Raw genomic sequence first — 16,447 nt, forward strand, 5'->3', positions numbered from 1 at the left:
GTCAGTCACATCGATAACTGACTCATTTAGTGCATTTAATTTAAGTAAGGAATTACTGTGAATCTTGAAAAAATGGGACAAGCAGCACAACTGGCTGCGTTTGAATTAGCCACCACTGCTACAGCTGTAAAAAACACCGCGTTGGCGATTATTGCAGATGAGCTAGAAGCCAATCAAGTAGCTATACTAGCCGCTAACAAACAAGATATTAATGCCGCGATTGCAAGCGGTATGTCAGAAGCATTGATTGACCGTCTATTACTAAATGAAGCACGCATTAGTGCCATTGCCAGTGATGTGCGCAATGTGATCAATTTACAGGATCCTGTTGGTGCTGAGCTTGATAGCCGAGTGCTAGAAAACGGCATGCGCTTAAGCCGTCGTCGTGTGCCATTAGGTGTTGTCGGTGTGATTTATGAAGCACGTCCTAATGTAACCATTGATATTGCTGCGCTATGCCTTAAAACCGGTAATGCGAGCATTTTGCGTGGTGGTCGTGAGACATTCCATTCAAATATGGCGTTAGTGAAAGTGATTCAGGCTGCATTAGCAAAAGCAAGTTTACCTGCGGCATCGGTACAATATATTGAACAGCCAGATCGTGAATACGTATCACAGCTGCTAAAACTAGATCAATATGTTGATATGATCATTCCACGTGGCGGTGCGGGTTTGCACCAAATGTGTAAAGAAAACAGCACTATTCCAGTGATCATTGGTGGTTTTGGGATTAGCCATATGTATGTTGATGAGAGTGCTGATTTATCACGCTCATTAGATGTGGTTGAAAATGCCAAGGTGCAACGTCCTTCTGCATGTAATTCATTAGATACGTTATTAGTGAATGAGAACATTGCTGCGACGTTCTTATCGCGTTTAGTTGAGCGTATGAATAAAGCCAAAGTAACGTTAGTTGCTGATGATGCTGCGTTTAGCTTATTGGAAGGTAAAGCAAGCCTGTTACGTAAAGCTGAAGCGGGTGATTTTGATACTGAATGGCTAAGTTATACCTTAGGCGTAAAAGTCGTTGCTGATGTTGATGAAGCTATTTTTCATATGCGTAAACATAATGCTAGTCACTCAGATTCGATCTTAACCAATAATCTACAAGCTGCTGAGCGATTTGTTAATGCTGCAGGTTCAGCTGCGGTATACGTTAATGCCTCAACCCGTTTTACTGATGGCGCACAATTTGGCTTAGGTGCTGAAGTTGCGGTATCAACTCAGAAACTGCATGCTCGAGGCCCAATGGGGTTAGAAGAGCTAACCAGTTATAAGTGGGTGGGTGTGGCAGATTACCTAAGCCGTTCTTAGTAATTAAACTGCGCTGCAATGCAAATTAAAAGATAATATCCATCAAAAAAGCTGCCACTAAAAAGGCAGCTTTTTTATTGGTTTAGATTAACGTTTTAGCACTTAGATCGCTTGTTTTAATTTTGCGAGTCCATAAGCCGCAATCGTCACACTATCTTTTAATTCACCGTTGATGATCATTGCTTCAAACTCTGCAATGGTAAAAGATTGGCTAATTAAATCTTCTTCTTCGAGATCTCGTTGCTGTTGTGGCGCGGAATGTAGTTGCGTTGCTAAGTAGATATGGCAGGTTTGGTTCAAAAATCCATAAGCGATAAATTGGCTACCTAAGTAGGTCATTTTATCAGCCACTAAGCCGGTTTCTTCTTGTAATTCACCCTTGGCAAGATCGAGATGATCAGCGTTAGGATTTGCTTCCCAAGCACCTTGCGGTATTTCCCAACAGCGTTGCTGAATGCTATAGCGAAACTGTTGCACTAAATGAATATACCCATTATCAATCGCTAAAATTGCCGCACAATCAGGTTTTTCAACCACGCCATAAATGCCTTCGGCACCACTTTGACGCTGGATTTTATCTTCTCGTACTGTCATCCATTTATTTTGATAAACAATACGGCTATCTAATGTTTTTATATCAGTCATTTTTATCCTGCGAGTGGTTGCTGGTGTCAGAGTGATGAGTATTTGTCGTGGGTGATGACTGAGGATCATCGAGTGATGTTGATGGTGATTGTCTTTTTTTAAGTCCTGTTCGCATATAAGCGGTGTACTTTAAAGCGGCAATATTACTGGCGATCACTGCAATAATAATCACACAGATAACCCAAGGATTAAAAAACCATTCCATATTCACCTCACTCGATAATCTCGATTTAATCTATCAACTACCATTAATCAATAATGATCACTGAATAAACACGATACCAATAATAGCGATTGGTTGCGATGAGTTCATCATCACAGCAATGCATAATTAGCTATCAAATATCGCATGATTAGCTGTTCAGTCATCAAACCTGAACAGCGTTAATGATAGATAAATAGAGCGGTAATTATAAAATCTTGTGGAGGATCTGCTGATACATATCCGTTAGGGTTTCAAGGTCGGCGACTTTCACACATTCATTAACTTTGTGAATGGTGGCATTTACCGGCCCAAGCTCAACCACTTGTGCACCTGTACGGGCGATAAATCGACCATCAGAGGTACCACCTGTGGTGAGCAGTTGCGGCGGAGTGTGATTGATCTCTGTAATAGCAGCGACTACTGCATCAACCAATGTTCCACTATCAGTTAAGAATGGATGACCACTGAGGGTCCATTTTAAATCGTACTCTAGCTCATGAGCATCCAATATTGTGTGCACTCGATGTTTAATATCAGCATCGGTTAATTCTGTGCTGAAGCGGAAATTAAATTGGACTTCAAATTGACCCGGAATAACATTTGATGCGCCAGTTCCTGCAGCAATATTGGGAATTTGAAAGCTGGTGGGTGGAAAGAAATCATTACCATTATCCCAATGGGTAGTAGCAAGTTCTGCTAAAGCGGGCAGTGCTTGATGGATTGGGTTATTGGCTAAATGTGGGTAGGCAACATGACCTTGAATACCTTTAACAATCAGATCGCCAGTGATTGAGCCGCGACGGCCATTTTTAACAATATCCCCGATAGTAGCGGTGCTTGATGGTTCACCGACAATGCACATATCTATTTTTTCATTACGTGCTTCTAAGGTGTCAATGACTCGCGTGGTACCATTAATGAAAGGCCCTTCCTCATCAGAGGTGATGAGTAGTGCAATCGAGCCATTATGATGGGGGTTCTGAGCAATAAAACGTTCAATTGCCACCACCATACACGCCAGTGAACCTTTCATATCAGCGGCACCACGTCCATGTAAGTAGCCATCAATAATAGTTGGTTCAAAAGGCGGAGTATGCCATTGTTCTACGGGGCCTGAAGGAACAACATCAGTATGGCCTGCAAACACAAACAGCGGTGCTTGGTTGCCACGGCGAGCCCATAGGTTGGTGGTATCTTCAAATACCATTGTTTCAATTGTGAATCCTAGCGCTTGGAGACGTTCGATCATTAACGGTTGGCAACCCGCATCTTCAGGGGTGACTGAAGGGCGGCTCATTAGATCTTTTGCAAGTGCAATAACGGGACTGTCAGACATCCTTGTATCCTTGTTATTTAGTAAGAAAAATAGCCTGATATTGGTCAGGTTTAAAGCCTAAGTAGTAATGGTTATTATGTTGTAATAATGGTCGCTTAATCATTGCAGGTTGCTCTAACATTAATTGCAATGCGGTTTCACGGTTGAGGCTCGCTTTTTGTTCAGCGGTTAATTGACGGAAAGTTGTACCCCGTTTATTGACCATCGCTTCCCAGCCTAACGCCGCTTCAAAGGTTTCTAGCAAGCTAAGATCGATACCATCGACACGGTAGTCATGAAATTTATAATCAATATTTTCGGCTGCGAGCCAGTGTTTCATTTTTTTGATGGTGTCGCAGTTTTTTATACCGTAAGCAATTGTATTCATATTTGGCTGACTTTTTATAATAAATTAATTATCTTTTATAGCGAGATTACAAGCTTATCGCAACAGTTACACTTTGTTGGTGATGATTTTGCATTATTGTTTATGACGATAGTTTTCATAAAAATGAGATCAAACTCGCTTTTATTATGATAGATAGCCATTAAACCACTGACCTCGTTGATCAAACGCAACATCCTCATTTGAGAACGGGCAATAATAGACACAGTATATTATGGAGGCCCCAATGGAACTGAATCCAGTTTTTGCCCGCAGACTTTATTTGGCATTACTTGTTGAACACACCGAACGCCCTAATGTTCCTCGTTTAATTGAACAAACAGGTTGGCCACGACGGACGATTCAAGATGTATTAAAAGCCCTACCCGGGTTAGGTATTGAATTGACTTTTATTCAAGATGGGCGTCGTCATAATGATGGCTATTATAAATTAAGTGACTGGGGACCGTTTGATTTGCAGTGGGTCGAGTCGCGAGAGCAGGATTTAATGGCGTCTTTAGCGGTGTAATTCACCATAATCGTGTCAGAATCATCAACCGCAGGTGTTTATTCACGCTGCGGTTTTTTATGGCAAGTTGATTATTTAATCGTAGCCATTAGCTAGTAAGCTAATGTTAGTAACCTAAGGTTTGTAAATACAGTACTGTTGCTGCTGTGCGTGACTTCACTTGCAACTTGCGCAATAAGCTTTTCATATGCACTTTGACTGTTGCTTCTGAAATAAACAATGACTCAGCAATCACTCGATTAGTATGTCCTTTAGCAACCTCTTGTAATATTTGGTTTTCTCTATCAGTTAGAGTTGAGAAAAGGGTATTATCAGTGCTGTTATTAGTTAAAAAAGCAGTCACAACCTCACTGTATGCTTTGCCTCCGTTTAAGGCCGTTTTTAATAACCTAATCAGTTCATCAGGCTCGGTATCTTTGAGTAAATAGCCATCAGCACCAGCATCGATGAGTGTTTTTATATCTGCATGATTATCTGATACGGTTAAAATCACAATACAAGCATCAATCCCTTCATTACGTAATGTAATTAGAGTGTCTAAACCTGACATGCCTTTCATATTGAGGTCTAATAAAATTAGATCGACGGGCATTTTATGGGCAAGCGCAATGGCTTCATTACCATTGCTGGCTTCACCAATAACATCAAATTCATTTTCAAAACTGAGTAACTGCCCAATACCTCTGCGCATTAACGGATGATCATCGACGATCATAACTTTCCAAGCCGACATATTTTTATCCTTCTGATAATGCAAATTGCAGTTTAACTTGGCTACCTTTGCCAATTTGGGAATCAATGATTAATTGTCCTTTTAAACATGAAGCCCGTTCTTGCATGATATTTAAGCCATAGTGATTGAGTTTTGATTGCGAAGGATCAAACCCTATTCCATCATCGGTTATTTCAACGTTAATCATCTGCTGCTGTTGATGACAACTAACACTAATATGACTCGCATTGGCATGCTTGATCGCATTGAGTATGGCTTCGCGAATAATCTGCAATAAATGCACTTGATTATGAGCAATCAAAGCCATTGATGGTAATTGGTTATCAACTTCAAATTGTGCAGATGTCTGTTGTTGTAATGGTGCCAATAATTGATTAAGTGCTTCATTAAAATTGGCTTCTTTGATGGTTAATCTAAACGTACTTAATAATTCACGTAATTGGGTATAAGCATTAGATAGCTCTTCATCAATCGTTTGTACTGTTTGCCTCTGGTGCTCATTGGCATCAGGGGTGAGGTTCAGTTGCCGCTTTAAGAGCGTCAATTGAATTTTTAAATATGATAATGATTGAGCCAGTGAATCATGCAGTTCACGGGCAATGGTGGCACGCTCTTCCATTAACAGTAATTGTTCGGTTTGCTTTTGCGCGCGATTGTAATAAATCCCGCGACTTATAATATTGGCGATATTTTCAATCAAAGCAAGATCAGGGCAAGGGAGTTGGTATTGCCACCATAGTTGACCCATGATTTCGCCATCAATGAGTAATGATTGCTGATGCCAAGCTGTTGACTGGTGGTTACCAACCGTAATTTCGGTGGTGGTGTCATTCGGCTCTACAATAATAAGTTTCGCTGCGGTTAAACCATCAATGGCAATTAACGTTTCGAGCATATGTTGAAAATGCTGGTGGGTTAGGCGGCTTACTGATAGCTGTTGTGAGCAGTTATATAACACTTTCAATGACTCATTAGCATGGCGTAAACGGTGGGTTTTTTCATTAACGCTCTGTTCTAAATCTGTATAGAAGTTATTTAGATCTGCGGCCATTTGAGTAAATGTTCGCGCCAGAATACCCAATTCATTATCACTGTTATTATTGATTATTAATGAAAATTGATGCTGCTTTATTTTTTTACATCCTGCCATTAATTGATTGAGCGGTGTGACTATTTGACGCTGAGTAAATTGAATCGTAAATAACACCACCATTAAGATAAGTAATAATCCTATCGCACTGATTAAAGCTAACAGGTGCAATTTATTTTCAGATGATTGTTGTAACTCAAATACAAATTGATCGATACGCTCAACAAAAGGAGCGACTTGAGTTAAATAGCCATCTTTATCCATTTGATCTAACTGTGAACGCACTGCTCTCCAAGTGAGAAGTAACTCAGTGTAATGATCCTGTATTTTCTGAGGAACATACCAGTGGTGCAATGCTTGCATGGTTGGTGATGTTAACGATTGTTCAAACTCCACGGTATGAGTACTAAGCAATGGTGATTGAGTTTCGATATCAAATGCCAGTCGATAACTCTGCATTCGTAATGATCCTGCTGTATTTATGGCGGCAGCATCGTTTAAGCTCGAAACCAACATACACAACGCTAAGCTGATAGTGGTTGAGACTAAAAATAGAATGGCCACCATCGAACGGCCAATAGTGGTGGTGACAGAATTTACTTTATGTTGGTGCATGAATGATAGATGGCCTATTTATATGAAGATTTGTTAATAGTAAAACGTTGCTGTTATTGATTGCTAGACGGACATTAAGACGTTTTATCTTTTATCTGTCGGAGTATGCGACAAAATCGTCAAATAATAGTTATTTTATCGTTATTTTTATTGATCTAGCACAAGGTGTAGGGGTAATTACCCCCTAAGGGGTATGTTCGTGGTTATGACGATATTTAAAAATAACGTAAAAGATAATGAATAGAAAGTGAATGGTGATGCGGTTCACCTCTCACAGTTAACTATGAGGTGAAGGTTGTGATTAATCGTTCTCGTCGAAGTTTATTTACTCGCCAACAGTCGTCTCAACAGCAACGTTTACCTTGGTTAAAGGATGAGAACACCTTTATAGAACAGTGTCAGCGCTGCAATGCATGTGTTGATGGTTGTCAAACCAATATTATTGTTAAAGGTGATGGCGGGTTTCCAGTTATAGATTTTCATCATGGTGAGGGGGAATGCAGTTTTTGTTATCAATGTGCAGAGGTATGCCCCGAACCGTTGTTTGAATTACAACATCAATCACCATGGACGCAGATTGCGACAATAAATTCATCTTGCATGGCAGTTAATAATATTGAATGTCGTAGTTGCAGCGATCAATGTGAAACTCAAGCTATTCGCTTTACTTTGCAAATAGGAAAGGTTGCACAGCCTATGATAAACAGCGCTGATTGTAGTGGCTGTGGTGGATGTATCAGTGGCTGTCCAGTAGCTGCGATAGAAATGATAACGCCTTAAAAGTTTAAAATAATAGAGAGTAAACATGACATTACATGAAGTGCATACCTCAAGCCTTATCGTTCACGTTAAGCCACAATATCTGACAGCGATTAGCCAACAAATTTTAGCAATACCAAATACTGAAATTCCTGCGACAAGTGAAGAAGGTAAAATTATCGTAGTACTTGAGACAGAGAACCAAGGCTATGTAACTGATACAATTGACAAAATTAATAATTTAGACCATGTGTTGATCACTTTTTTGGTCTATCACCATATTGAGCACTACGATTCACACGCTGAGGGTAAGCTATGAAAATGACAAGAAGAGCATTTGTGAAAGCAAATGCTGCAGCGTCTGCTGCTGCAGTGGCGGGTATTTCTTTACCTGCATCTGCAACGAATTTAATTGTGAGTTCTGATGAAACCAAAATTAAATGGGATAAAGCACCGTGTCGTTTTTGTGGCACTGGCTGTTCAGTTTTAGTTGGTACTAAAAATGGACGGGTGGTTGCAACTCAAGGCGATCCGCAAGCTCCGGTAAATAAAGGCCTTAACTGTATTAAAGGCTATTTTTTATCGAAAATAATGTACGGCAAAGATCGTTTACAAACGCCGTTATTACGGATGAAGAATGGTCAATATCATAAAGATGGTGAGTTTACGCCGGTTTCATGGGATCAGGCCTTTGATGTAATGGCTGAAAAGTGGAAAGCGGCGCTGAAAAAACAAGGTCCATCTGGTGTGGGCATGTTTGGTTCGGGTCAATGGACGGTGATGGAAGGCTATGCTGCATCTAAGATGATGAAAGCGGGTTTTCGTTCTAATAACATCGATCCTAATGCTCGCCATTGTATGGCCTCGGCGGTAGTTGGGTTTATTCGTACTTTTGGTATTGATGAACCGATGGGATGTTATGACGATCTGGAACATGCTGATGTGTTTGTGCTGTGGGGTTCAAACATGGCAGAAATGCATCCAGTATTATGGACGCGCTTAACTGATCGCCGTTTGAGTCATCCTCACGTTAAAGTTAACGTACTCTCGACCTATGAGCATCGTTCGTTTGAGCTCGCTGATAACGGTATGATTTTTCACCCTCAAACTGATTTAGCGATTGCTAACTATATTGCTAACTACATTATTGAAAATGATGCGGTTAATTGGGATTTTGTTAATAAACATACCCATTTTAAACGTGCTCAAACCGATATTGGTTACGGTTTACGTGATGATAATCCATTACAAAAACAAGCAGCTAACCCTAACTCGGGTGAGTTATTCCCAATGACGTTTGAAGAATATAAAGCGTCAGTGGCTGATTATACTCTTGAAAAAGCCTCCCAAATGTCAGGTGTTGAGCCTGAAAAGCTGGAGCAGTTAGCCAAATATTATGCCGATCCTAAGCTGAAGGTAATGTCATTGTGGACCATGGGTATGAACCAACATACTCGTGGTGTATGGATGCAAAGTTTGGTTTATAACCTACATTTATTAACCGGTAAAATATCGACACCAGGCAATAGTCCGTTTTCATTAACAGGCCAGCCATCGGCATGTGGTACTGCGCGTGAAGTGGGTACCTTTGCTCACCGTTTACCGGCTGATTTATTGGTCGCTAATCCTAAACATCGCGCCATTGCTGAAAAAATTTGGAAATTGCCTGAAGGTACTATTCCACCTAAACCGGGTTATCACGCGGTGCAGCAAGATCGAATGCTAAATGACGGTAAATTGAATGCTTACTGGGTGATGTGTAACAACAATATGCAGGCGGGTCCAAATATTAATGAGGAGCGTCTGCCTGGTTACCGTAACCCTGACAATTTCATTGTGTGTTCAGATCCTTATCCAACAGTAACGGCGCAAGCATCTGATTTGATTCTACCTACTGCAATGTGGGTTGAAAAAGAAGGCGCTTACGGCAATGCTGAGCGTCGTACTCAAGCTTGGTATCAGCAAGTTAAAGCACCGGGTGAAGCTAAATCAGACTTATGGCAGATCATGGAGTTCTCTAAGCGGTTTAAGGTTGAAGAAATCTGGGATGAGGCACTGCTTAATAAAATGCCGCAATACCGTGGCAAAACCATGTATGACATTTTGTTCCGTAATGCTCAGGTTGATAAATACCCATTAACCGAAGCCCAGCCATTAAATGATGATGCACAAGCGCAAGGTTATTACGTTCAAAAAGGGCTGTTTGAAGAGTATGCCAGTTTTGGCCGTGGTCATGGGCATGATTTAGCACCTTATGATACTTACCATAAAGTGCGTGGTTTACGTTGGCCAGTTGTTGATGGCAAAGAAACCCAGTGGCGGTTTAAGGAAGGGTCTGATCCGTATGCTAAAAAAGGTTCGGGTTGGGATTTTTATGGCAAGCCTGACGGTAAGGCACTTATTATTTCAGCGCCTTATGAAGCGCCGCCAGAAGTGCCAGATCAAGATTATGATATGTGGCTGTGTACTGGGCGCGTGTTAGAGCATTGGCATACTGGCACTATGACTCGCCGTGTACCTGAGTTATATAAAGCGGTACCTGATGCGTGGTGTTATATCAACCCTCAAGATGCTAAAGCCCGCAACCTTCGTCGTGGTGATGAAGTGTTACTTGCTTCTCGTCGTGGAGAAGTACGTTGTCGAGTGGAAACGCGTGGTCGAAATCGCCCTCCGGTTGGATTGGTTTTCGTGCCGTTTTTTGATGCAAATATTCTCGTCAATAAATTGATTTTGGATGCAACAGATCCATTGTCGAAACAGACAGATTTCAAAAAGTGCCCAATTAAGATCACCAAGATCTAATCAATCAATTCAGCGAACGTAGACAGTCGTTCGCTGTAACTAGAATATGCCTAGTAACGGAGAACAGCATGAAACGATTATTTTTTGCAGTATTAGTCGCAGGGCTGATGCTTACAGGTATCGCGCATAGTGATGATAGTGATTCGGCTGCAGCAACCACAACCGCCGCAAATATTGCAGTGGCAGCTAAACTCGATAACCCTGGTGGTATCGGCGGCGTTGAGTCGTTACGCGGCATGGTTGAGTTAGAGACAACACGCCCAGCAGATCCAATGAAACACTACCCTAAAGATCAAGGTCTTATTGATAGTGACTATGTGTATCAGCCACCATTGATCCCTCATAGCATTCGTCATTATGAAGTGTCGTTAAATGCCAATAAATGTTTAGCCTGCCATAGCTGGAAAAATGCTAAACAAATGGACGCCACTAAAATCAGTGTGACTCATTATGTCTCACCACAGCAGGGGCAAGTGTTGTCAGATGTCTCACCAAGTCGCTATTTTTGCTTGCAGTGTCATGTACCTCAAGCGGATGCTAAGCCACTGGTTGAAAATGATTTTAAACGCGTAAACGCATTACGTTAATTGTGACTGAATAGTAAAAGGGTTTATCTATGAAGTTGTTAAAAACATTTTGGCTACGGCTAAAAACACCCAGTAAAGTTGCGGTTGGTTTAGTGCTGTTTATGGGATTTATGGGGGGGTTATTATTCTGGGGCGGATTTAATACCGTGATGGAAAAGACTAACTCTGAAGAATTCTGTGCAGGCTGTCATGCGCCAATCGTTAAAGAGATTCAAGAAACAATTCACTTTTCAAACCGTTCTGGAGTTCGAGCGATTTGTTCAGATTGTCATGTGCCGCATAATTGGACTGATAAAATTGTGCGCAAGGTGCAGGCATCAAAAGAAATTGTTGCACATATGATGGGCACTATTGATACCCCTGAAAAATTCAATGCTCGTCGTGGGCATCTTGCTGAGCGCGAGTGGCAGCGAATGAAAAATAATGATTCTCAAGAATGCCGTAATTGCCATCAGTTCAATTATATGGATTTTTCTGAGCAAGCTCCGCGGAGTGCAAAGCAGCACTCAACCGCACTAGCATCAGGTGATAAAACCTGTGTTGATTGTCATAAGGGGATTGCCCATAAGTTACCTGACATGAAAGATGTGGCAGGGTGGCAATAAACCAAAGGAGAAATAATGAGTACGCTAGAATCTGTTATTTGGCATGTACTGGGTTATGCTGCGATGCCAATGATTATTTTATCAGGCTTTATCGCCGTTGCTGCTGTGTGTGTCGGGCTATTATCATTAGGTAAAGATAAAACCCTTGATTAAATAGTTATCACAATATGATCGTTAAGCCATGGTTACTTGAGTGAATACTCAAGTAGGCATGGCTTTTTAGTTTGTTCATGGCGTCAGCAATCAGTCGCTGGTGGTTGTATCATGTATTAATTGCTGATCGATCAATAACGTTCTAAATTGCTGAGCCCGTTTACGATTAACGCCAAAATCAGAATAACCACTGCGAGAAATTGATCTTACCTGTAGTTGTTGGGCTTGTTGTTTGACTTCAAAATCATCAATGAATCCAAACACTGCACTTTGAACTTCAATATGAAAATAATGGTCATCATGTTCAATAAGTTTTGCGCCAGGTAGGGTTTGTGCTAGCGCAATAATTTCACTCCAGCTTTGTATACCTTTAGGTGTCAACATAAAAGGGGCTAGCTGGTATTTTTCGCGTTGTTCAAGCGTTGATACACAATGGGATTTATTATCGCAAGGCGTATCAATTTGACGCTGCCACGGTACTGATTGAGGGTCAGCACAGCCACTGATTAGGCCACTTAATACACTAATAAAGCCAACAATCTTCATATTCACTCTCATCATAGTGTGCGGGTGTAAACGAAATAAAGACCAAAGCCAATCCAAGAAGCAATGGTGATTGTCCATGGTAGCCAATGTTGCTTATAGATGATATTCGGATTCGCATTAGCCGTAGTCGTTGCTGCTATCTCTGGTGATGTATTTTTAGATTGGGCATGTTTCTTTTTTAATTTATCACGCTCGCGTGCTTTGGCTTTTTGTTGTTTTTTATATTGTTCAATACCTTTTTGAATACCTTGTGCAATCAGTTTTGTTTGTTCTTTAGTTTGGCCTTCTTTTTGGGTTGCTTTCGCGACTCGTAATGCTTCTATTTGTGTTTCTGCAGAAGGTGTTGTGTGCTTTTTTATGGTCGTCATGCTTAGTATTGACCTTACTTATAAATGATAAGGGATGATGATTATATCTGATTAGTTAATCTTAGCAGTAGTACTGTTATATGTGTGATTGTTGGCATATGTGTCGATATTTATATATTTAAGCTTTTCTGTATGAAAATTCCAGTTTTAGATGAATATGGTGTTAATACCATATTCATATTGTAACTTTATGATTAGAAAGAATTTAGAGGCTATTTTTGTAGTGACGGTTGGTTAATAAATAACCACTAGTTGTTGGTTTTAGATCAAAAAACGTGACTTGCTAGGCAATATAAATAAATGAAAAGTGCGGTGTTCCACAAAAACAACCCTTAAATAGTACTTATTATACGTTGATCGATTAGAGTCGAAACTAAGCCGTAATGTGCTGATGTTATCGATATTGATGCGTGTTGAGTTGAACAAGTGTGAGGAAAGTTGTTTGCTTTATCCTATCAATGCCTACGATGAACATGGGCAACTAAAATTAAATAACATGTTATGGCTAGCGCTGATTTTTAATGCGAAAGCATGGGTAATTTTTGTGATGGCGGGAGTAAGTCGAACTCAAGGGGGACAACTACTTGAATTGATTTATCCGCTGCGCGACACATTGTATATCGGCATGGTGTTAGGAAGCCCTGCTTTAGTATTAATGTGGTTATCAGGTCAGCGCAGTAGCAACAATAAAGTTATACATTATCTGTGGCAGCATGGAAAAAAATTATTAATAGCTGCTTACAGTATCGATTTTGCTTTGCAAATATATCACCTCGTGTTGAATCAAGGTGCGTTTTCTTGGGTACGCGCATTAACCTTGTTATTAACCGTTTGGCTTGGATTGTATTTAATTCGAAGTTCACGAGTAAAAGATGTATTTGCAGATTAGCTTTTTAGAGGTAGTCGTAATGGAAAAGTTATCTATGGGTAAAGGACAATTATTTCTCAGCACATTATTGAGCCCACTAGCGATGGCTGATTGGTTACTTGATGTTAGTTTTGAAATGCACAGTGCCTGCCGTTTGCGTCAAATGGTTAATACATCGTTATCATTATTACCAGGCGAAGAAACTATTTTCTTTGAAGGATTGAGTCAAGATAACCATCACTCATACCGTGAAGTCGTAGGCAGTGCACAATTGTTAGATGTTTCTGCTGATAGCGTCAGTATTGCATTGCAAGTACAAGAGCGATTAGATGATGGTGGTTGGCGCACTATTTTAGCTCAAACATTATCAACAGGATTAAATATGCCAATGCTATTTGAATCTGGTGAGTCAAGTTGTGAACACGTCAAATTACAAGTTGAAGTGATGACCGCATAAACTCTGATGATTGATTAAGATTATGCTGAAGAAGCGCGACTATTTTATGGTCGCGTTTTTTATTGGTATATTAAAGCGTCTGTGCCGCTATGAGAGCGTTTTAAAATAACAATCCAGATTCTATAGCCATAAAAAAACGCAGCTATAAAAGCTGCGTTTTTTATTAAGATATCAACAATCTTATTTCTTGATGCGTAGTACTGGTGTTTCACCAACGTTTACAGCACCAGATAGCTTGATCAACTCTTTGATCTCATCCATGTTAGAGATAACAACTGGCGTCAGTGTAGACTTAGCTTTCTCTTCTAGGATTGCAAGATCGAATTCGATGATAGTGTCGCCAACTTTAACAGTTTGGCCTTCTTCAGCGATGCGAGTAAAACCTTCGCCTTTAAGTTCAACAGTATCGATACCGAAGTGAACAAAAAGCTCGATGCCATCGTCAGACTCAATAGAGAAAGCGTGGTTAGTTTCGAAAATCTTACCGATAGTACCGTTTACTGGTGCAACCATTTTGTTGCCAGTTGGTTTGATAGCAATACCATCACCAACGATTTTTTCAGCAAATACTACATCAGGCACATCTTCGATGTTAACGATTTCACCAGAAAGAGGTGCAATAATTTCAATTACACCAGCTTCGCTGCTGTCGTCAGAAACCATTTTCTTTAATTTGTCAAACAGACCCATATCGTTGCTCCTAAGCGTTGTTATTCTATCTGCTATATTATTAGCAGATGGTCTTTTCTGCGATGAATTTTTCTACGTGCTCTTCAATCTCAGCAGCAGTCGGAAGAGTTAATGCGTACTCTGCCATTGCTTTTACGTCAGCAAAGTTAGCATTACGGATAACTTTCTTAACGCGAGGGATAGAAATCGCACTCATGCTGAACTCGTCAAGACCCATACCTAATAGCAGTAGGGTAGCACGTTCGTCACCAGCAAGCTCGCCACACATACCAGTCCACTTACCTTCAGCGTGAGAAGCATCGATAACTTGCTTGATCACAGTAAGTACAGCTGGTGATAGCGGGTTGTAGAGATGAGAAATAAGCTCATTACCACGGTCAACTGCTAGAGTATACTGGGTTAAATCGTTGGTACCAATACTAAAGAAAGAAACTTCTTTCGCTAAATGGTGCGCAATTGCTGCAGCTGCTGGTGTTTCAACCATAACACCGATTTCGATGTTAGCGTCAAATGCCAAGCCTTCTGCTGTTAATTCAACCTTAAACTCTTCAATTGCTGCTTTTAATGTACGTACTTCTTCAACCGAAATAATCATCGGGAACATGATACGAACTTTACCGTGAGCTGATGCACGTAAGATAGCACGGAATTGGTCACGAAGAATTTCACGACGATCTAGGCTAATGCGAATTGCACGCCAACCCAAGAATGGGTTCATTTCCTTAGGAAGATCTAAATAAGGTAGATCTTTATCACCACCGATATCCATAGTACGGATAATCACTGGCTCGCCATGCATTGCTTCAGCAACTTCTTTGTATGCTTGGTACTGTTCTTCTTCTGTAGGCAGAGAATCACGGTCCATAAACAAGAATTCAGTACGGTATAGACCAACGCCTTCACCGCCATTACGGTTAACGCCGTTACAGTCTTTTACTGTACCGATGTTGCCGCATACTTCAACTTGTTTACCATCAAGTGTGATAGCAGGAAGATCTTTTAGCTTAGCTAATTCTTCTTGCTCTGCTTTATCAGCATCACGGATAGCTTTAAATTTGTTTAGTTCATCTTCAGTTGGATTGATAACAATCTGGTTATTGATTGCATCTAGAACGAGCATATCGCCGTTCTTAACTTGAGATGTAATAGTATTTGTTCCCACAATAGCAGGAATCTCTAGCGAACGTGCCATGATAGAGGTGTGCGAAGTACGACCACCGATATCAGTAATAAAGCCAAGAACGAACTCTAGGTTAATTTGTGCAGTCTCTGATGGTGTTAGGTCATTAGCGACCAAAATCACTTGCTCATCAATAGCACTTAAATTAATAACGTTAATACCTAATGCATTCTTAACAAAACGGCTACCGATATCGCGGATATCACTTGCACGTTCTTTTAAGTATTCATCATCAAGAGATTCAAGCGTTTGTGCTTGCTCTTCAATGATCGAATAAATAGCATAATCAGCAGAATGCTTATCTTTAATAAGGGCTATAATTTCTTCTTCTAGCTCCTCATCTTCAAGCAACATGATGTGGCCTTCAAAGATGGCTTCTTTCTCTTCACCAAAGGTGACACGTGCTTTTTCTTTGATAACTTCAAGTTGCTCTGCAGATTTTTTTCGAGCGTCGAAGAAACGTTGAATTTCGTTATCGATCTGGTCTGCAGCGATTGGAGTTTTGTTTAGAACAATCTCTTCTTCTTGCAATAGCAATGCTTTACCGAAAGCAATACCAGGAGATGCCAGGATACCTGAAATCATAGCCTTACCTTTAATT

Annotated in this window: 20 protein-coding genes; 10 read left to right on the plus strand and 10 right to left on the minus strand. The window is 40.5% G+C overall.

Annotation, left to right across the window (positions count from 1 at the left end; all coding sequences use genetic code 11):
- Nucleotides 1-57 precede the first annotated feature (57 nt).
- On the plus strand, nt 58-1,314 hold the full coding sequence (locus G6R09_RS06070) for a glutamate-5-semialdehyde dehydrogenase (RefSeq protein ID WP_205522987.1): 1,257 nt from the start codon (nt 58-60) through the stop codon (nt 1,312-1,314).
- Nucleotides 1,315-1,416: 102 nt separating this feature from the next.
- Here the strand turns inward: G6R09_RS06070 and G6R09_RS06075 are convergent, their stop codons facing one another.
- The 4 genes from G6R09_RS06075 to G6R09_RS06090 all read right to left on the minus strand — a co-directional run bounded on the left by G6R09_RS06075 (nt 1,417) and on the right by G6R09_RS06090 (nt 3,867).
- On the minus strand, nt 1,417-1,959 hold the full coding sequence (locus G6R09_RS06075; RefSeq protein ID WP_065166522.1) for an NUDIX hydrolase: 543 nt from the start codon (nt 1,957-1,959) through the stop codon (nt 1,417-1,419).
- The gene (locus G6R09_RS06080; RefSeq protein WP_065166521.1) at nt 1,952-2,164 is read right to left on the minus strand and encodes a DUF2897 family protein; all 213 of its coding nucleotides are present in this window, start codon (nt 2,162-2,164) and stop codon (nt 1,952-1,954) included. Before G6R09_RS06080 ends, G6R09_RS06075 begins: the two co-directional genes overlap by 8 nt.
- 205 nt (nt 2,165-2,369) lie before the next feature.
- Nucleotides 2,370-3,500, minus strand: a complete 1,131-nt coding sequence (dapE, locus tag G6R09_RS06085) for a succinyl-diaminopimelate desuccinylase (protein ID WP_065166520.1) — start codon at nt 3,498-3,500, stop codon at nt 2,370-2,372.
- A 13-nt stretch (nt 3,501-3,513) separates the two neighbouring features.
- Nucleotides 3,514-3,867 carry an ArsC family reductase gene (locus G6R09_RS06090; RefSeq protein ID WP_065166519.1) on the minus strand — a complete coding sequence of 118 codons (354 nt, stop codon included), beginning with the start codon at nt 3,865-3,867 and terminating at the stop codon, nt 3,514-3,516.
- A 244-nt stretch (nt 3,868-4,111) separates the two neighbouring features.
- On the opposite strand from G6R09_RS06090, the gene G6R09_RS06095 reads away from it, so the two are divergent.
- Nucleotides 4,112-4,393, plus strand: coding sequence for a helix-turn-helix domain-containing protein (locus G6R09_RS06095; protein ID WP_060999529.1), 282 nt, complete (start codon nt 4,112-4,114; stop codon nt 4,391-4,393).
- Between the two features lie 106 nt (nt 4,394-4,499).
- On the opposite strand, the gene G6R09_RS06100 is transcribed toward G6R09_RS06095, so the two are convergent.
- Both G6R09_RS06100 and narQ read right to left on the minus strand, forming a co-directional pair.
- The gene (locus G6R09_RS06100) at nt 4,500-5,126 is read right to left on the minus strand and encodes a response regulator (protein WP_087844140.1); all 627 of its coding nucleotides are present in this window, start codon (nt 5,124-5,126) and stop codon (nt 4,500-4,502) included.
- 4 nt (nt 5,127-5,130) lie between these two features.
- Nucleotides 5,131-6,831 carry a nitrate/nitrite two-component system sensor histidine kinase NarQ gene (narQ, locus tag G6R09_RS06105; protein ID WP_163921199.1) on the minus strand — a complete coding sequence of 567 codons (1,701 nt, stop codon included), beginning with the start codon at nt 6,829-6,831 and terminating at the stop codon, nt 5,131-5,133.
- Nucleotides 6,832-7,128: 297 nt separating this feature from the next.
- Between narQ and napF the strand changes: the two genes are divergently transcribed.
- From napF to G6R09_RS06135, 6 genes are all read left to right on the plus strand, one after another.
- Nucleotides 7,129-7,611 (plus strand): ferredoxin-type protein NapF, encoded by a 483-nt coding sequence (gene napF / locus G6R09_RS06110; protein WP_065166516.1) that lies wholly within the window; start codon nt 7,129-7,131, stop codon nt 7,609-7,611.
- Nucleotides 7,612-7,636: 25 nt separating this feature from the next.
- Nucleotides 7,637-7,909 carry a chaperone NapD gene (locus tag G6R09_RS06115; RefSeq protein WP_065166515.1) on the plus strand — a complete coding sequence of 91 codons (273 nt, stop codon included), beginning with the start codon at nt 7,637-7,639 and terminating at the stop codon, nt 7,907-7,909.
- Entirely contained in the window at nt 7,906-10,392 is a 2,487-nt protein-coding gene (gene napA / locus G6R09_RS06120) for a periplasmic nitrate reductase subunit alpha (RefSeq protein WP_065166514.1), read from the plus strand. Before G6R09_RS06115 ends, napA begins: the two co-directional genes overlap by 4 nt.
- 68 nt (nt 10,393-10,460) lie before the next feature.
- A complete protein-coding gene (locus G6R09_RS06125; protein WP_163921200.1) occupies nt 10,461-10,979 on the plus strand; it encodes a nitrate reductase cytochrome c-type subunit in 519 nt (172 codons plus the stop codon).
- Between the two features lie 29 nt (nt 10,980-11,008).
- Nucleotides 11,009-11,584: a NapC/NirT family cytochrome c gene (locus G6R09_RS06130; RefSeq protein ID WP_060999543.1), complete on the plus strand. Its 576-nt coding sequence runs from the start codon at nt 11,009-11,011 to the stop codon at nt 11,582-11,584.
- Nucleotides 11,585-11,599: 15 nt separating this feature from the next.
- Nucleotides 11,600-11,737, plus strand: coding sequence for a TIGR02808 family protein (locus G6R09_RS06135; RefSeq protein WP_065166512.1), 138 nt, complete (start codon nt 11,600-11,602; stop codon nt 11,735-11,737).
- A 90-nt stretch (nt 11,738-11,827) separates the two neighbouring features.
- Here the strand turns inward: G6R09_RS06135 and G6R09_RS06140 are convergent, their stop codons facing one another.
- Both G6R09_RS06140 and G6R09_RS06145 read right to left on the minus strand, forming a co-directional pair.
- Nucleotides 11,828-12,283, minus strand: a complete 456-nt coding sequence (locus G6R09_RS06140) for a DUF1499 domain-containing protein (RefSeq protein ID WP_065166511.1) — start codon at nt 12,281-12,283, stop codon at nt 11,828-11,830.
- Nucleotides 12,284-12,294: 11 nt separating this feature from the next.
- A complete protein-coding gene (locus tag G6R09_RS06145) occupies nt 12,295-12,651 on the minus strand; it encodes a DUF2956 domain-containing protein (RefSeq protein ID WP_065166510.1) in 357 nt (118 codons plus the stop codon).
- Nucleotides 12,652-13,093: 442 nt separating this feature from the next.
- Between G6R09_RS06145 and G6R09_RS06150 the strand changes: the two genes are divergently transcribed.
- Nucleotides 13,094-13,540, plus strand: coding sequence for a DUF2919 domain-containing protein (locus G6R09_RS06150; protein ID WP_065166509.1), 447 nt, complete (start codon nt 13,094-13,096; stop codon nt 13,538-13,540).
- Between the two features lie 19 nt (nt 13,541-13,559).
- Nucleotides 13,560-13,976, plus strand: a complete 417-nt coding sequence (locus tag G6R09_RS06155) for a hypothetical protein (protein WP_065166508.1) — start codon at nt 13,560-13,562, stop codon at nt 13,974-13,976.
- A gap of 180 nt (nt 13,977-14,156) precedes the next feature.
- Here G6R09_RS06155 and crr read toward each other — a convergent pair whose 3' ends face one another.
- Both crr and ptsI read right to left on the minus strand, forming a co-directional pair.
- Entirely contained in the window at nt 14,157-14,666 is a 510-nt protein-coding gene (gene crr, locus G6R09_RS06160; RefSeq protein WP_060999553.1) for a PTS glucose transporter subunit IIA, read from the minus strand.
- A 40-nt stretch (nt 14,667-14,706) separates the two neighbouring features.
- Nucleotides 14,707-16,431 (minus strand): phosphoenolpyruvate-protein phosphotransferase PtsI, encoded by a 1,725-nt coding sequence (ptsI, locus tag G6R09_RS06165; RefSeq protein ID WP_065166507.1) that lies wholly within the window; start codon nt 16,429-16,431, stop codon nt 14,707-14,709.
- Between the last annotated feature and the right edge of the window lie 16 nt (nt 16,432-16,447).

The sequence above is a fragment of the Photobacterium sp. Alg240-V54 genome (genome assembly GCF_900537155.1).
Classification (GTDB): Bacteria; Pseudomonadota; Gammaproteobacteria; order Enterobacterales; family Vibrionaceae; genus Photobacterium.

What these genes read in the sequence shown, in the direction of transcription:
- G6R09_RS06075 (WP_065166522.1), bottom strand. Translation starts at nt 1,959, where the DNA reads ATGACTGATATAAAAACATTAGATAGCCGTATTGTTTATCAAAATAAA.
- G6R09_RS06080 (WP_065166521.1), bottom strand. Translation starts at nt 2,164, where the DNA reads ATGGAATGGTTTTTTAATCCTTGGGTTATCTGTGTGATTATTATTGCA.
- dapE (WP_065166520.1), bottom strand. Translation starts at nt 3,500, where the DNA reads ATGTCTGACAGTCCCGTTATTGCACTTGCAAAAGATCTAATGAGCCGC.
- G6R09_RS06090 (WP_065166519.1), bottom strand. Translation starts at nt 3,867, where the DNA reads ATGAATACAATTGCTTACGGTATAAAAAACTGCGACACCATCAAAAAA.
- G6R09_RS06095 (WP_060999529.1), top strand. Translation starts at nt 4,112, where the DNA reads ATGGAACTGAATCCAGTTTTTGCCCGCAGACTTTATTTGGCATTACTT.
- G6R09_RS06100 (WP_087844140.1), bottom strand. Translation starts at nt 5,126, where the DNA reads ATGTCGGCTTGGAAAGTTATGATCGTCGATGATCATCCGTTAATGCGC.
- narQ (WP_163921199.1), bottom strand. Translation starts at nt 6,831, where the DNA reads ATGCACCAACATAAAGTAAATTCTGTCACCACCACTATTGGCCGTTCG.
- G6R09_RS06115 (WP_065166515.1), top strand. Translation starts at nt 7,637, where the DNA reads ATGACATTACATGAAGTGCATACCTCAAGCCTTATCGTTCACGTTAAG.
- napA (WP_065166514.1), top strand. Translation starts at nt 7,906, where the DNA reads ATGAAAATGACAAGAAGAGCATTTGTGAAAGCAAATGCTGCAGCGTCT.
- G6R09_RS06125 (WP_163921200.1), top strand. Translation starts at nt 10,461, where the DNA reads ATGAAACGATTATTTTTTGCAGTATTAGTCGCAGGGCTGATGCTTACA.
- G6R09_RS06130 (WP_060999543.1), top strand. Translation starts at nt 11,009, where the DNA reads ATGAAGTTGTTAAAAACATTTTGGCTACGGCTAAAAACACCCAGTAAA.
- G6R09_RS06135 (WP_065166512.1), top strand. Translation starts at nt 11,600, where the DNA reads ATGAGTACGCTAGAATCTGTTATTTGGCATGTACTGGGTTATGCTGCG.
- G6R09_RS06140 (WP_065166511.1), bottom strand. Translation starts at nt 12,283, where the DNA reads ATGAAGATTGTTGGCTTTATTAGTGTATTAAGTGGCCTAATCAGTGGC.
- G6R09_RS06145 (WP_065166510.1), bottom strand. Translation starts at nt 12,651, where the DNA reads ATGACGACCATAAAAAAGCACACAACACCTTCTGCAGAAACACAAATA.
- G6R09_RS06155 (WP_065166508.1), top strand. Translation starts at nt 13,560, where the DNA reads ATGGAAAAGTTATCTATGGGTAAAGGACAATTATTTCTCAGCACATTA.
- crr (WP_060999553.1), bottom strand. Translation starts at nt 14,666, where the DNA reads ATGGGTCTGTTTGACAAATTAAAGAAAATGGTTTCTGACGACAGCAGC.
- ptsI (WP_065166507.1), bottom strand. Translation starts at nt 16,431, where the DNA reads ATGATTTCAGGTATCCTGGCATCTCCTGGTATTGCTTTCGGTAAAGCA.